The sequence below is a fragment of the Snuella lapsa genome (genome assembly GCF_039539345.1).
Lineage (GTDB): Bacteria > Bacteroidota > Bacteroidia > Flavobacteriales > Flavobacteriaceae > Snuella > Snuella lapsa.
Map to the genome: position 1 here is coordinate 24251 of NZ_BAABCY010000069.1, position 14705 is coordinate 38955.

17 protein-coding genes are annotated in these 14705 nt (G+C 36.0%); 7 read left to right on the top strand and 10 right to left on the bottom strand.

Annotated elements, in window-relative coordinates:
- Positions 1-57: 57 nt before the first annotated feature.
- The 3 genes from ABD792_RS12960 to nirK are packed head-to-tail and all read right to left on the bottom strand — an operon-like array spanning position 58 to position 3036.
- Positions 58-771, bottom strand: a complete 714-nt coding sequence (locus ABD792_RS12960; RefSeq protein ID WP_345006654.1) for an SCO family protein — start codon at positions 769-771, stop codon at positions 58-60.
- A 2-nt stretch (positions 772-773) separates the two neighbouring features.
- Positions 774-1499, bottom strand: coding sequence for a formylglycine-generating enzyme family protein (locus ABD792_RS12965; protein ID WP_345006692.1), 726 nt, complete (start codon positions 1497-1499; stop codon positions 774-776).
- Positions 1500-1557: 58 nt separating this feature from the next.
- Entirely contained in the window at positions 1558-3036 is a 1479-nt protein-coding gene (nirK, locus tag ABD792_RS12970) for a copper-containing nitrite reductase (RefSeq protein ID WP_345006655.1), read from the bottom strand.
- Positions 3037-3306: 270 nt separating this feature from the next.
- On the opposite strand from nirK, the gene ABD792_RS12975 reads away from it, so the two are divergent.
- The 7 genes from ABD792_RS12975 to ABD792_RS13005 all read left to right on the top strand — a co-directional run bounded on the left by ABD792_RS12975 (position 3307) and on the right by ABD792_RS13005 (position 8946).
- Entirely contained in the window at positions 3307-4071 is a 765-nt protein-coding gene (locus tag ABD792_RS12975) for a ParA family protein (protein WP_345006656.1), read from the top strand.
- A gap of 4 nt (positions 4072-4075) precedes the next feature.
- Complete coding sequence (locus ABD792_RS12980; RefSeq protein WP_345006657.1) at positions 4076-4990, top strand: ParB/RepB/Spo0J family partition protein; 915 nt, start codon at positions 4076-4078, stop codon at positions 4988-4990.
- Positions 4980-5597 (top strand): DUF5683 domain-containing protein, encoded by a 618-nt coding sequence (locus ABD792_RS12985; protein WP_345006658.1) that lies wholly within the window; start codon positions 4980-4982, stop codon positions 5595-5597. The genes ABD792_RS12980 and ABD792_RS12985 overlap by 11 nt, the downstream gene beginning before the upstream one ends.
- Positions 5598-5599: 2 nt before the next feature.
- On the top strand, positions 5600-6304 hold the full coding sequence (gene dapB, locus ABD792_RS12990; protein WP_345006660.1) for a 4-hydroxy-tetrahydrodipicolinate reductase: 705 nt from the start codon (positions 5600-5602) through the stop codon (positions 6302-6304).
- Positions 6305-6368: 64 nt separating this feature from the next.
- Positions 6369-7964 carry a signal peptidase I gene (lepB, locus tag ABD792_RS12995; protein WP_345006661.1) on the top strand — a complete coding sequence of 532 codons (1596 nt, stop codon included), beginning with the start codon at positions 6369-6371 and terminating at the stop codon, positions 7962-7964.
- A 50-nt stretch (positions 7965-8014) separates the two neighbouring features.
- Positions 8015-8638, top strand: coding sequence for a WbqC family protein (locus tag ABD792_RS13000; RefSeq protein WP_345006662.1), 624 nt, complete (start codon positions 8015-8017; stop codon positions 8636-8638).
- Positions 8638-8946: a DUF6122 family protein gene (locus tag ABD792_RS13005; protein WP_345006663.1), complete on the top strand. Its 309-nt coding sequence runs from the start codon at positions 8638-8640 to the stop codon at positions 8944-8946. Before ABD792_RS13000 ends, ABD792_RS13005 begins: the two co-directional genes overlap by 1 nt.
- On the opposite strand, the gene ABD792_RS13010 is transcribed toward ABD792_RS13005, so the two are convergent.
- The 7 genes from ABD792_RS13010 to ribH form a co-directional block, all read right to left on the bottom strand.
- A complete protein-coding gene (locus ABD792_RS13010) occupies positions 8947-9969 on the bottom strand; it encodes an endonuclease/exonuclease/phosphatase family protein (RefSeq protein ID WP_345006664.1) in 1023 nt (340 codons plus the stop codon).
- A 4-nt stretch (positions 9970-9973) separates the two neighbouring features.
- Positions 9974-10822, bottom strand: coding sequence for a rhomboid family intramembrane serine protease (locus tag ABD792_RS13015; protein WP_345006666.1), 849 nt, complete (start codon positions 10820-10822; stop codon positions 9974-9976).
- Positions 10822-11568 (bottom strand): rhomboid family intramembrane serine protease, encoded by a 747-nt coding sequence (locus ABD792_RS13020; RefSeq protein ID WP_345006667.1) that lies wholly within the window; start codon positions 11566-11568, stop codon positions 10822-10824. Before ABD792_RS13020 ends, ABD792_RS13015 begins: the two co-directional genes overlap by 1 nt.
- 3 nt (positions 11569-11571) lie before the next feature.
- On the bottom strand, positions 11572-13425 hold the full coding sequence (gene mutL, locus ABD792_RS13025) for a DNA mismatch repair endonuclease MutL (protein WP_345006668.1): 1854 nt from the start codon (positions 13423-13425) through the stop codon (positions 11572-11574).
- A 3-nt stretch (positions 13426-13428) separates the two neighbouring features.
- On the bottom strand, positions 13429-13716 hold the full coding sequence (locus ABD792_RS13030) for a riboflavin synthase subunit beta (protein ID WP_345006669.1): 288 nt from the start codon (positions 13714-13716) through the stop codon (positions 13429-13431).
- An 18-nt stretch (positions 13717-13734) separates the two neighbouring features.
- Positions 13735-13968, bottom strand: coding sequence for a hypothetical protein (locus ABD792_RS13035; protein ID WP_345006670.1), 234 nt, complete (start codon positions 13966-13968; stop codon positions 13735-13737).
- A 251-nt stretch (positions 13969-14219) separates the two neighbouring features.
- Complete coding sequence (gene ribH / locus ABD792_RS13040) at positions 14220-14705, bottom strand: 6,7-dimethyl-8-ribityllumazine synthase (RefSeq protein WP_345006671.1); 486 nt, start codon at positions 14703-14705, stop codon at positions 14220-14222.

Consider the following 14705-nt stretch of genomic DNA (forward strand, 5'->3'; position numbering starts at 1 on the left):
CAAAGCCGCAAAAGTAGCTGTTTGTTTATTTAACTCCTAGTTAATTTACAAAGTATTCTATTGCACCAATTTTAAAATACTATCCACAGTTTCTTTGTTATCTACACCCAAACCTTCCTGTTGATGTACCAATTCGCCTCCCGAATTAAAAACACTAATAATATTGGAATGCGAAAAATCTATTGGTGAAATTTGTTTATACTTCACAGCAAGCACGTTAGCAAATTCCCTAACACCACTTTCGTTTCCTTGCAAGAATGTCCATTGTTCGCCATCCATAAAATTCTCTTTGGCAAAAGCTTTTAAGCGGGTAGGTGTATCATTTTTAGGATCGATACTAACCAATACAAACTGAAGGTCGTTTAACTTATCTTTGGGTATTTTAGCTTCAATATTACGCATATCGGCTACCAAGCGCGGACAAGCAGCTTTACAAGTTGTATAGATCATAACCATTACCAACGTTTTCCCCCTTAAATCTTTAAGTTGTATGGCGTTCCCTTCTTCTGTATGCCAAGTAGTTGTAAGGTTGAAAATGGATTCATCAGAAATGGCATCTTCCGTAATTTTTGAGTTTTGGTTTTCAACCATTGCCAAATCCATTTTACAAACTGGACAACTTTCCAATTTGGTATAGGCTTTATTTCCTTCACATTGCATTGGGCATTTATAAACAGCTTTCTCAGCACCTGCCTTATGTGATGTACTATCTTTACAAGCTATAATAACCGTTAAAACTACCAGCGTTACAATAAATTTTAAATACCTCATTATTATTCTATTATATCTCTTACACATCTAAACCCTAAATTTTTCATAGCATACTTGGCCTTTAAACTGCCTCGGATAGCATAACGCATAAAAGCCGCATAATTCATTAAATCGGTGGCTCCTACTGCCGCACTTCCGCAAAACAAATTGGTATCGTTATCTACATCCTTTCTCGATTCGCCAGATACTAAAACCGAATTGAAATCTAAAGTCCACTCCCAAACCAAACCATGAAGGTCATAAACATGCCAATAGTTTTCAAAAGTAGAACCTATTTCATTATTGAATGTTTTTGGTTTTTCGTACCAACTCAATATAAATTTATTATAGCTTTTCAATGTTCGTGCGTCAGGAACCGTTTCGTTCGACATAGCCACATATTCCCATTCATCTATTGTTGGCAACCGTTTCCCTTGACACTCACAATAATCCTTTGCAGCAAACCATGACACATTTGTAACCGGAGCTTTTAAGGCCTGCCGGTCACCAAGTTCTGTATCCGACCTCCAGTCTTTTAAATAATTTTTATCTGCAAATAACTTTTTAACTTGAGAACGTTGCCATTTTGGATTTGCTTTAACAAATTCAATAAATTCTTTATTCGTTACCGGATATACATCCATTTGAAAATCTGCTATGGTAACCTGTAGCGAATCACGTCCATAAAGTGGAACATAAGTCCCTCCTTTAATTTTTACCATTTTAGATTGACAATCTGCTGAATGCATCCAAAATAGTACTGTGCAAATTGTCAATCGTAAAATAGTTTTCATTTCTTATTTAGATTTAGTGTTCGCTTTTAACGCGATCAACCATTGCCTTGGTTACATTGGTTTTATTATTACCCCATGAGTTATACACATAAGTCAATACATCTGCAATCTCTTCGTTGCTTATCGATTGCCTTGTCATCACACTATTATATTTCTGACCGTTAACAGTAATTTCTCCTGTCTTTCCTTTAAGTACGATCTCGATAGCACGATCTACATCTGCATTTAAATAATCCGATTTAGCCAATGGAGGAAATGCATTAGGAATACCCTGCCCTTCTGCTTGATGACAAGCAAAACAGGTTTGCATGTAGATTTGTTTTCCGGACTCCATTTTTTCTGCCAAGGTTTTTTCTGTAGTTGCTACAGCTTTCTTTGCTTTACCATCATCTGGCATTGTTTGCACACCGCCTCCTTCAGGGTTATAAATACCTTCTTGAACCACCCCAGAATAAATAGTTTTATTGTCTTCACCTTCTACTTTTAACATTCCTAAGGCTCCTTTGTTAAAAGCTCTAAAAATAGCATGATCTACCAAAATAAAAGTCCCTGGCACATCTACTCTAAATTCAACTATAGCTGCGCCTCCCGCAGGAATAGACGTCGTTTGTACATTCTCATTTATCATGTCACCTCCTTCAACGAAAACATTGTCAAATATCTCCCCTATAACATGAAACGACGATGTTAAATTAGGCCCACCATTACCAACAAATAAACGCACAGTCTCACCTACTTTTGCTGTAATAGCATTATCACCCGTTAATGCATTTACACTACCATTAAACACAACATAATCGGCATCTTCATCTACAGCCTTATTCATATCAAACGCCTGCAAACCAGGCTCGCCATTTTCACCTTTAGTATAAAAATCGCCTTGCATAATGTAATACTCTTTATCTACAGGGGGCAATCCACCTTCCGGTTCTACTAAAATTAAACCGTACATACCATTCGCTATGTGCATTCCAACTGGAGCAGTAGCACAGTGGTACACATATAGACCGGGATTTAACGTTTTAAAACTAAACGTTTTTTCATGACCGGGTGCTACAAAAGACGATGTTGCCCCTCCTCCTGGTCCAGTTACAGCATGCAAATCAATATTATGTGGTAATTTATTATCTGGATGATTAGACAATGTAAACTCTACTTCATCCCCTACCCGGGTTCTAATAAAACTACCTGGCACACTACCTCCAAAAGTCCAGTATACGTATTTTACACCATCGGTCATTTCCCCTTCTTTTTCAAGAATTTCCATGTTGACAATCAATTTTTTAGCCAAACGCTTTCCTACTGGTGTTGGCACATAAGGTGGTGCTGTTAATTCTGCCACCATTTCTCTACTTACTGGAATATCGGCCGCATTTTCATAGGCTTTCTTTTCATTGTTTACGCACGATACCACAAGTAGTATTGTTATTAATCCTAAATAAGGCAAAAAGTGCGATAGCTTAACTTTTAACATGTTTCGTTTTAGTATCATAATAATGCTTTAATTAAATTGGTTACTATAATTAGGATAATTTTATCCTAATTCATAAAGCCAAAAGTAACTTCTAATCGCTTTTAAAAATATGATTTTTATCATATTACCCGCTTTAAAATGAAAATAATCTAAACTATATTTTAATTAAAGTTCTCAACAAGTACAAGAATTTCAAGACCAATCCTTGAGCATGTGCTTTGTTAACAAGTAACATTTTTTATACTCGTAAATAATTGTATTTTTACAGTCATAAAAACCAAATCATTAATGGGTAAAATTATTGCAATTGCTAACCAAAAAGGAGGTGTTGGAAAAACAACTACATCTGTAAACTTAGCTGCTTCACTTGGTGTTTTAGAAAAGAAAGTATTATTAATTGACGCAGACCCTCAAGCAAATGCAACATCTGGTATAGGCATTGATGTCGAGACTGTTGAAATTGGTACTTATCAGCTTTTAGAACATTCTAATACTGCAAAAGAAGCTATTATAAAAACCGAAACACCAAATCTGGATATTATTCCGGCTCATATTGACCTTGTTGCTATTGAAATAGAACTTGTAGACAAAGACCAACGTGAGTATATGTTAAAAAATGCATTGGCCGACATAAAAGAGGACTACGACTATATTTTAATAGACTGTGCGCCATCTCTAGGCTTATTAACCTTAAATGCCTTAACAGCAGCTGATGCAGTAATTATTCCTATTCAATGCGAGTATTTTGCTCTGGAAGGCTTAGGAAAACTGTTAAACACCATTAAAAGTGTTCAAAAGATTCACAACGAAGCATTGGATATTGAAGGCTTACTTTTAACCATGTACGATTCGCGCTTACGCTTGTCTAATCAGGTTGTAGACGAAGTTCAAAAACACTTTAACAACATGGTTTTTCAAACCATCATACAACGCAACGTACGCTTAAGTGAAGCCCCTAGTTACGGTGAAAGTATTATAAATTATGATGCCAGTAGTAAAGGAGCCAGTAACTACTTAAGTTTAGCAAAAGAAATTATCAATAAAAACTCCTAAATATATGGCGAAGGCAACGAAAAAACAGGCTTTAGGAAGAGGTTTATCGGCACTTTTAAAAGATCCCAGTAACGATATTCAATCCGCACAGGATAAAAACGCCGATAAAGTTATAGGTAATATTGTTGAATTAGACATCGATTTTATTGAGGTCAATCCATTTCAGCCTCGTACCAATTTTAATGAAGAATCATTACAAGAACTTGCTTCTTCCATAAAAGAACTAGGCATTATTCAGCCTATAACCGTCAGAAAACTGGACTTTAACAGTTATCAGCTGGTCTCTGGAGAACGACGTTTTAGAGCTTCAAAACTTGTTGGTTTAAAAACCATTCCTGCCTATATACGAATTGCCAACGACCAAGAATCTCTTGAAATGGCATTGGTTGAAAACATCCAGCGCCAAGATTTAGATCCAATTGAGATAGCTTTGTCTTACCAACGTCTTATTGACGAAATTAACTTAACACAAGAGCAAATGAGTGAACGCGTTGGCAAAAAGCGTTCGACCATAACCAATTACCTGCGCTTGCTAAAATTAGACCCAATAATTCAAACCGGTATGCGCGATGGTTTTATTTCGATGGGGCATGGCCGTGCTTTAATTGCTATTGAAGACCAAGCAATTCAACTGGATATTTATGAAAAAATACTTTCCAACAAACTCTCTGTAAGAGAAACGGAAGCCTTGATTCGTAATTTTAACAATACACAAAGCACAGAAGTACCTCCTAAAAAAGATGCAGAAACCGATAGTGTCCCCAAATACATAAAAAAAGGTATTACAACCTTTTCGGAATACTTTGGACATAAAATTGACGTTAAAGTCTCTAAGAACGGAAAAGGAAAAATAACCATTCCTTTTCATTCAGAAGAAGATTTTAACCGCATTAAAAAATTAGTACAAGGTGCCAAATAAACTCCTAATAACGGGCATAGTCTCATTGCTATTTTCTGTTACAATAATAGCTCAAGAAAAAAAAACTCCCGATACTAAGCTACCTAAAGCAATTGAAGTAGACACCCTTACACAGGTTACTAAGGACCCCATAGACCCCTTATCCCCTGCACGAGCTGCTTTTTATTCAGCTATTTTACCTGGCTTAGGACAAGCCTACAATAAAAAATATTGGAAAATACCAATTGTTTATGGTGCTTTAGGGACAGGTATCTATTTTTATATTAACAACAACAATGAATACAACCGCTATCGCGATGCATATAAAAGTAGACTTGCCGGTTTTACCAACGATGAGTTTTATCTAGATGCCCAGGGCAACCAACTCACTACGCCAAGGGTAACGACAGAAGGTTTGGAACGCGGACAAAAATTTTATAGAAGAAACAAGGAGATTTCCCTTTTAGTCATTTTGGGTATTTATACCTTAAATATAATCGATGCCAATGTAGATGCACATTTATTACAATATAATGTAGATGAAAACCTATCTTTGGCTCCTCATTTTAATATTGACAAGATGGATGCAACAAGCAATCTTGGATTAACTTTAAATTTTAAATTTTAAAAATGAACATAGCTTTACTTGGATACGGAAAAATGGGGCAAACTATTGAAAAGATTGCCTTAAATCGCGGACATAATATCGTATTAGCCATCGACAAAGACGATAAAGAATATAATATCACCAAAGCCGATGTCGCCATAGACTTTAGCATTCCTACAGTTGCTTTTAATAACATATCCAATTGTATTAACAACAATGTACCTGTTGTATCGGGCACTACAGGATGGTTAGACGATTACGAAAAAGCAGTAGCCTTATGCAAGGAAAAAAACGGTGCATTTATTTATGCTTCTAACTACAGCTTAGGGGTTAACATCTTTTTTGAACTCAATAAAACATTAGCAAGAATGATGAGCAACCTAAAGCAATACAATGTCTCTATGGAAGAAATTCACCATACCCAAAAACTGGATGCTCCAAGTGGCACGGCTATTTCTCTAGCTAACGACATCATCTCCAATCATGACAGTTACAAAACGTGGTCGCTAGACCAACAACATGAGGCAAGCATCCCAATTGTAGCAAAACGCATAGAAGACGTACCTGGAACACATACAGTAAATTACGAAAGTGAAGTAGACACCATTACTATAGAGCATATTGCACACAACAGACATGGTTTTGCCCTTGGTGCAGTTATTGCAGCCGAATGGTTGGTTGGAAAAACGGGAGTCTTCACAATGAATGATGTGTTAAATATTGGTTAATACAATTAAAAACGATAACAACATTAGTAAGTTTGGCTACTAACAAAAGATAAATTCTACAATTATGACGTTAATGCAATGGTTTATATGCTTTTTGATTATTCAAGTTATTCATGGGCTAGGCACATGGAAATTATACATTAAAGCAGGGAGGCAAGCCTGGGAAGCTTTTGTTCCCGTATACAATGGCATTGTATTGATGAAAATAATAAACCGTCCTTGGTGGTGGATATTTTTGTTGTTTTTACCCATTGTAAACCTTATTATGTTTATTGTTGTTTGGGTTGAAACAGCTAGAAGTTTTGGTAAAAACCAACCTACAGACACATTTTTGGCAGTAGTCACCCTTGGTTTCTACAACTATTACTTAAATTACGTTGCCGACGTTAATCACATTGAAGACAGAAGCTTACACCCAAGAACAGGTTTAGGCGATTGGGTTAGTTCCATTCTATTTGCCATTGTAGCAGCAACCATTGTACACACCTACTTTATTCAACCATTTACAATTCCAACATCTTCCTTAGAAAAGTCCCTATTGGTAGGTGATTTCCTTTTTGTTAGCAAATTTCATTACGGTGCCAGAATACCAATGACAACCGTTGCTGCCCCTATGGTTCATGACACCATTCCCGTTTTAAAAAAGAAATCGTATTTGTTTAACGACAATTATGATAAACGTAAAACATCTTGGCAAAATAAATTGCAATTGCCATACCTTAGAATACCTGGGTTTGAAAAGATTGAACGAAATGACATTGTAGTATTCAACCAACCAGCAGACACCTTGTTGGATATGAACAACTTTCATCCTGATAGAAATTATTACAAACCTATTGATAAAAAAACAAACCTTGTAAAACGCTGTGTAGGTGTCCCTGGCGATTCGTTGGAAATTAGAAATGGCTATGTATACATTAATGGCAAACAAAATGTATTACCAGATCGTGCCCATTTACAATTCAGTTATTATGTGCAGCCTAAAACAAATCAGTTCAACCCTAAGTTTTTAGCAAACCGCTACGATATTACGGACAGATTCCAGATTATTAACAACCAAAACACCTATCATTTTTCTGCTATTTCAGACGAAGCTCTGGCTAAATTTAAAAACCATCCCAATGTAGCCAGTATCATCCCCATAAAACAAGAAAAGGGTGTTAGAGATCCTAGTTTGTTCCCTCATGATCCAAATTACAAATGGAACGTCGATTTCTTTGGTCCCCTGTATATTCCTGAAGAAGGAAAAACGATAAACATCAATCTAGAAGTGCTCCCTCTTTACAAAAGAGTCATTACAGAATACGAAGGCAATACATTAAATGTAAAGGGCAATCAAATTTATATAAACGGTGCAAAAGCAGACACCTATACCTTTAAACAAGATTATTACTGGATGATGGGCGATAACCGCCACAATTCATTAGATGCAAGAGCCTGGGGCTTTGTTCCTTTTAACCATGTAGTTGGGAAACCTGTTTTCATCTGGATGAGCTGGGATTCATTTGCCGATGGCTTTAAGAAAATACGTTGGGATCGTTTGTTTACAACTGTAGGAGGCAGTGGTAAACCTACATCCTATTTTATACCATTTGTAGTATTACTTTTTGGCTGGATAGGTTATAGTAAGTGGAGAGCTCGTAAAAAATTGAATAGTTGATCTGTTAAAGTGTTTAGTCGCTTATAATTCAATAACAGCTAACTAAGCAAATGAACATCATACTACATCCAACATACTTTCCGAACATTGCTCATTTTGTAGCCATGATTAAGGCGCATCATGTTCTGTTTGAGGTGGAAGACAATTTTTTAAAGCAAACCTATAGGAACAGGACTTATGTTTATGGAGCAAACGGCAAATTGGCTCTTAATATTCCTGTAATACACACCCAGAAAGATCGTCAAAAATACAAAGACGTTAAGATTTTCAATGCCGAAAAATGGCAAAGTACTCATTGGAAATCTCTCCTATCAGCTTACAGGACGTCTCCTTTTTTTGAATATTATGAAGACGAACTTTACCCATTGTTCAATTGTAAAACGGATTATATCTTAGATTTTAACCTAAAATGTTTTGAAGTAATATGTGAGTGTTTACAATTAGAATTAAATACTTCAAGAACTCAAACCTTTAATAAGTCCGTTGAAAACTGTGAAGATTTTAGGTGTCTGGTAAATGCAAAAAAAGAACAGCAACAATCTTTTGATGCCTACACCCAAGTTTTTGACAATAAGCATGGCTTTATTCCTAATTTGAGCATATTGGACCTCCTATTTAATGAAGGGCCTAATGCATTGAACTATTTAGAATCCCAAGTAATCTCAACACAATAATGTTACAACCGTTTCTTCATTATGGTTGTCATATCCTCCTGCCGCTTTTTGTTGCCCTAATTTGGTATAAACCGAAATGGCAACTGGCCTTTTTAATCATGCTATCGGGTTTTTGGATAGATATAGACCATTTACTGGCCACCCCTATATTTTCCCCTAACCGATGTAGTATTAATTTTCACCCGCTACACAGTTATTATGCTATTGTAATATATCTATTTTTACTAATCCCCAACAAGACACGCTTAGTGGCATTGGGTTTGGCAATTCATATTATTGCTGATGTTGTAGACTGTTTGCTAATGTAATTATTTCAAAGCCAAAGTGGCCATAATCGGATAATGATCAGAATAATGCTCTCCATAGGTTTTAAATTCCTTAACAGGATAACTTTTATCCGCTAAAATAAAATCGATCCTGACCGGGAAATACCTAAAGTCGTAGGTACGACCAAAGCCATTGCCTGCTTCCTTAAAAGTATCCCTTAAATCACCTTTAATTTTTCGATACACATACGAGAATGCCGTATTATTAAAATCGCCGCAAACTATCATTTTATACTTACACTGTTCCTTATGAGCTAAAAACAACTCGGTTTGTTCCTGCTGTCTCTTAAAAGCACCTCTTACCCGCTTAAAAAGCCGTTCGGAGTCTTCTTTTTTTAAACTTTCAACTTTAGTATTAATACGTAGTGACTCTAGATGAATATTATACACTCTTATCGTATCACCTCCTTTTACCATATCAATAAAAATAGCATTATTAGCCGTATTAGGAAATTCTATGGATCCTGAGTTAATTATAGGATATTGTGAAAAAATGGCCTGACCATACTTCGTTTTCTTTCCTGATAGCTTTTCGAACTTATACTTAAAGAAAGAAAGGTCTATCGCCTCATGGGGGTGGTACTCCTGAACGCTTAAAACATCTGGGGATTCTGCCTTAATAAAATCGGCAATCTTTGTTTCCAAATGCGCTTCGGTTAACCACTCATAAAGATTAAACAGCCTAACGTTATAATTCATAACCTTTATGCTGTCTTTATTTGTTTCTTCCTTGTAAGAAGTGAACTTATACAACGATCCAAAAGCAAAATAGCTAATAATTAATACTACAAGCGACAGCATTAACTGTCTTTTTAATTTAAGTAACCAGTAGATTAAGAACAAGGCATTACTTAAAATTAAAAAAGAAACCCCTAAATTTAGAACAGAGAGACCAGCAAAAGTTTTAGGAGGTATATAGGGTAGTACAAACGACAATAAAAGTGCTAAGGCCGCTATTTGATTCAGCAAAAAAATCAATTTATCAAGGAGACTTAACTGCTTCATAACGCTATTTTCCTGCTCTAAATAAAAATTCCTTCTCCTCGGCCGTTAAGCTATCGTAACCACTTTTACTTATCTTATCTAAAATAACATCAATCTTCTTTTGATGATTAAACTCATTAAAATCGGCTTTAGTATAACCACCTACTTTCGATTTATTTTTATGTACTGTTTTTAAAGGGCCTTTCTTAGCCGACTTAAACATGCCAGCAATAGCGTCCATTAACCTTTCAAAGCCTTTACCTATATCATTTCCTTTAGTCAATTGTTTGGCATACGCATACCCTAACAAAGCACCTCCCAAATGTGCTAGGTTACCACCTGCATTAGCTCCAAAAAGCCCTATACCATCCAAAATAACAATAGCCAAACCAATGTGCCAAAGCTTTAAACTAAAAGTAAAAAAACGTATATCCTGATTAGGCAAATAAGCACAAAGAAAAATCAATAGTGCTCTTACTGCAGCCGAAGCTCCTACCAAACGTGAGTTTACACCAAAAATACTGGGGAATAAGGTATAGGCTAACATAAACAACAAGCCACCAGCAATAGCCCCTAAAAAGTAAACGTTTAAGGCCATTTTTGGGTTAAACAAATTTAAAAACATGCGTCCTATAATATACAACCAAAGCATGTTAAAAAGAATGTGTAAAAAGTCATAGTGCAAAAAAGCATAACTTACAATTGCCCATGGCTTAACGATAAAATCACTAAAGTCACTTGGCAGTTCTAACCACCCTAAACTTGATCGGACTAGAAGCCCTACAATAAAAACAAGCACATTAACAGCTATGATCTTTTCCAATACATTAAGCCGTGATAACTTATACTTTATATCTTGTGTTAGAGACGTCATTAATACCAGCGATTTCTATTAAACTGATTCTTTTTCCAATACCACATGATAAGGAAACCAGCTAATGCGCCTCCAACATGTGCCATATATGCTGTATTGCTAGGACTAAAAAACGATTGGCCTGTGATTCCTGAAATTAAATCTAAAATAATAATTCCCGGAATAAAATACTTTGCTTTTATTGGAATTGGTAAAAATATAAGCATTAACTCAGCATTTGGGTTCATCATTCCAAAAGCGGCAAGTATCCCCATAATACAACCTGAAGCTCCTACCATACTCGCGTTAAAAGCTGGAAAAATAGCTTGTAACTCCAAAAGTTGTGATTGGGAGACCCCTTCCATCAATTTATTGGTAGCCAGCATTTGCTTGATATGTTCCGGAGACAACCCAGAGGCTAACAAAGCATTATAATTAGGCACGTATTGAAAGTAATAATATCCCACTTGTAAGGCAACAGCTCCCAGGCCTGCTGAAAAATAAATAAATAAAAAACGTTTGGTGCCTAAAACTTGTTCTACAGGTGTTCCAAACATCCAAAGGGCAAACATGTTAAACAATATATGCGAAATACCCCCATGCATAAACATATGTGTAACAATTTGCCAAGGCTGGAACGCATCGTTCTTTGGAAAATACATGGCAAACCATTCATAAAAAATGCCGTTCCCAATAAACAATGTACCTATAAACATAATGACATTAACAATCATTAAATGCTTAACGGCTTCAGAAAACCTCATCATATACTATATAAATTTTTTATCTAATTCATCCACGCTCATCGTAATGAACGTCATTCTATTACTTGGAGAAACATTAGGTTCCTTACATGCAAACAGCTTATTTACCAAGTGTTCTTGCTCTTCCTTTTCTAAAGATTGCCCTGTTTTAATAGCTAAACTTTTTGCCATAGATTTCGCCAATAAATCGGCTGCACTAAAATTACTGTCGGGCACTTCATTTTCGATATCGCTTATTAACTGTTCTAAAATAATAGACACCTCACTATCGGGCACGCCTACAGGCACCCCCGTAACTTCAACAGTTTCATCAGCAAGGTTCGAAAACACAAATCCAGTATGTTCTAAATCTTCTTTTAATTGCTCAATAACAGTAACTTCTTGAGGTGAAAAATGAAGTTGAAGCGGAAACAGTAACTGTTGGCTCACAGCATCCTTAATCGTAATATTCTGAAGAAAATCTTCGTAAAGTATACGTTGGTGCGCCCGATGCTGGTCGATAACCATCATGCCCGATTTTATTGCACTAACAATATACTTATTACTAATTTGGTACGTGGTATGCACTTGTTCAAGCGCTTTATGATCTTTAAAGATTACCGGTTCCAACTCCTCGCTCTCAAAATGTACCTCGCTAAAATCATCCTGGGTTTGTGTCCCTTTTGATTCCAGACCAACATATAAACTTTCCCAAGTTGCAGTTGGTTCCTTCTTATAAGCAGTTGACCTTGGTCGCGAAGATGTTTCATCTTGAAACGGATTAAAGCTTCTATCTACTTCTATAGTTGGTGCACTAACAATTACTCTTTGGCTAATATCATAAGGTGTATCCAAACTGGCATCACGATCAAAATCAAGTACCGGCGCAATATTAAACTGTCCTAAACTATGCTTTACAGCCGCACGCAATAAAGCATATAGGGTATGTTCATCATCAAACTTAATTTCAGTTTTCGTTGGATGGATATTAATATCAATTGTTTGTGGATCTACCGTTAGATTTAAAAAATAACTGGGGTGCGTACCATTCTTTAATAAACCATCGAAAGCCGATGAGATCGCATGGTTAAGATAAGCACTTTTAATAAAACGATTGTTAACAAAAAAATACTGCTCTCCTCTAGATTTTTTTGCAAATTCAGGTTTTCCAACAAAACCCGATATTTTAAGCACATCGGTATCTTCCTCTACAGGCACGAGTTTTTCGTTGGTTTTACTTCCAAAAATGTTTACAATACGCTGTCGGTAATTACTAACAGGCAGGTTAAACGTTTCATTACCATTGTTGTAAAATGCAAATGTAATATTGGGATGCGCCAAGGCAACACGCTGAAACTCATCAATTACATGTCTTAATTCAACTGTGTTCGATTTTAAGAAATTACGGCGTGCCGGAATATTATAAAACAAGTTCTTTACCGATACCGAAGTTCCTTTTGGTGTTACTACAACCTCCTGCGATATAACATCACTTCCTTCGATTATAAGGGCACATCCTACCTCATCCTCTTCCTGCTTGGTTTTTAATTCTACATGGGCAATAGCTGCTATACTTGCCAATGCCTCACCCCTAAAGCCTTTTGTATGCAATTGAAATAAATCATCGGCACATTTAATCTTAGAAGTTGCATGGCGCTCAAAGCTAAGCCGTGCATCGGTATTGCTCATTCCCTTTCCGTTATCGATAACTTGGATAAGGGTTTTCCCTGCATCTTTTATAATTAGTTTAACTGTTGAAGCTTCAGCATCAATAGCATTTTCCAAAAGCTCTTTTACGACTGAAGCAGGTCGTTGAACCACTTCTCCAGCTGCTATTTGGTTTGCTACATGATCTGGTAATAGCTGAATGATGTCTGCCATGTATTATTTAGAAAAGAAAATAGATAAATCGAAATCGATGATAAAAAGAAATATAAAAACCAGGACAAGAGCTATTATCAATACGCGTCTGTCTGCCTCTTTGTTACGGTTGGTCTTAAAATCGTCTAAAGCATTGTTTAGTTTGTTTTTTAATCCTGAATTGTTGCCTACCGTTTTTCTAAAATCATCAAACTTATGCTTAATTTCAAAAGGGTTACCCTCCCCCTTATCGTCGAAATAACGTGGCGTATAACTAAATTTTTTATTCTTACGTAATTTTAAGATTCCCATAATTCCTAAGCTTTTAAGTTACATAAACTTTGTTTCCAATAAATACATACAAATCAATAACAATACCAAAAGTAAAATGAGTGTACGTATAGGCATAACGCCCCGAACTTTCGATTTATTGGCTTCGCGTGCTCGTTTCCATTTAGAAATAAAATCTTCATCCTTAAGTCTCCCCTCTTTAGAGTCCGTTTCCGGATCTTGAGAAAACCTAGGCTTATAATCAAAGGTTTTATTTTTACGTTGCTTAAACAAAGTACATAAAGCTTATACCTCAAAATTACTTAAAAATAGGCAAAAACAAGGAATAGAATTGCCAAAAATTGTTAACAGCACTCTTTGGTAAATCCAAAACACCCAACAGTTTTCAAAAAAGATAAACCAACCACAATTTGCTTAATGAAGCCTGTTTTATTCATGCTATTTTAGCTTGAATTGCAGAACAGCAATCCTTTTTGATTTCGAGACAAGCTTCGACTCGATATCGAATAAAAAGAAAAGTAGATTTAACTCTTTTGTCTTAATGCTGCCATCTTTATAGCAGCTATCGCAGCTTCGGTACCTTTATTACCATGCTTGCCTCCAGAACGATCTATAGCCTGTTGCAAAGTATTGTCTGTTAAAACACAAAAAATAACAGGAGTTTCATGCAAAACATTCAAGTCTTTAATACCTTGCGAAACAGCTTCACATACAAAATCGAAGTGTTTTGTTTCTCCTTGAATAACACTACCTATAGCAATAACGACATTAACCATTTGTTCCTGCATTTTTTTACTACCATAGATAAGTTCGTAGCTACCAGGAACATCCCACCGTATGATATTCTTTTCCAAAGCACCGTTGGCTAATAAGGTTTCGTAAGCCCCATTATACAGGCCTTCGGTGATCGAATCATTCCATTCTGAAACAACAATCCCAAATCGAAAATGTTTCGCATTTGGGATTGTTGTTTTATCGTAATCGGATAAATTTTTATTTGCAGTAGCCAT

Bases quoted from the DNA above. Each gene is read 5' to 3' on its own strand.
- ABD792_RS12960 (WP_345006654.1), bottom strand. From the start codon at position 771: ATGAGGTATTTAAAATTTATTGTAACGCTGGTAGTTTTAACGGTTATT.
- ABD792_RS12965 (WP_345006692.1), bottom strand. From the start codon at position 1,499: ATGCATTCAGCAGATTGTCAATCTAAAATGGTAAAAATTAAAGGAGGG.
- nirK (WP_345006655.1), bottom strand. From the start codon at position 3,036: ATGATACTAAAACGAAACATGTTAAAAGTTAAGCTATCGCACTTTTTG.
- ABD792_RS12975 (WP_345006656.1), top strand. From the start codon at position 3,307: ATGGGTAAAATTATTGCAATTGCTAACCAAAAAGGAGGTGTTGGAAAA.
- ABD792_RS12980 (WP_345006657.1), top strand. From the start codon at position 4,076: ATGGCGAAGGCAACGAAAAAACAGGCTTTAGGAAGAGGTTTATCGGCA.
- dapB (WP_345006660.1), top strand. From the start codon at position 5,600: ATGAACATAGCTTTACTTGGATACGGAAAAATGGGGCAAACTATTGAA.
- lepB (WP_345006661.1), top strand. From the start codon at position 6,369: ATGACGTTAATGCAATGGTTTATATGCTTTTTGATTATTCAAGTTATT.
- ABD792_RS13000 (WP_345006662.1), top strand. From the start codon at position 8,015: ATGAACATCATACTACATCCAACATACTTTCCGAACATTGCTCATTTT.
- ABD792_RS13005 (WP_345006663.1), top strand. From the start codon at position 8,638: ATGTTACAACCGTTTCTTCATTATGGTTGTCATATCCTCCTGCCGCTT.
- ABD792_RS13010 (WP_345006664.1), bottom strand. From the start codon at position 9,969: ATGAAGCAGTTAAGTCTCCTTGATAAATTGATTTTTTTGCTGAATCAA.
- ABD792_RS13015 (WP_345006666.1), bottom strand. From the start codon at position 10,822: ATGACGTCTCTAACACAAGATATAAAGTATAAGTTATCACGGCTTAAT.
- ABD792_RS13020 (WP_345006667.1), bottom strand. From the start codon at position 11,568: ATGATGAGGTTTTCTGAAGCCGTTAAGCATTTAATGATTGTTAATGTC.
- mutL (WP_345006668.1), bottom strand. From the start codon at position 13,425: ATGGCAGACATCATTCAGCTATTACCAGATCATGTAGCAAACCAAATA.
- ABD792_RS13030 (WP_345006669.1), bottom strand. From the start codon at position 13,716: ATGGGAATCTTAAAATTACGTAAGAATAAAAAATTTAGTTATACGCCA.
- ribH (WP_345006671.1), bottom strand. From the start codon at position 14,705: ATGGCTACTGCAAATAAAAATTTATCCGATTACGATAAAACAACAATC.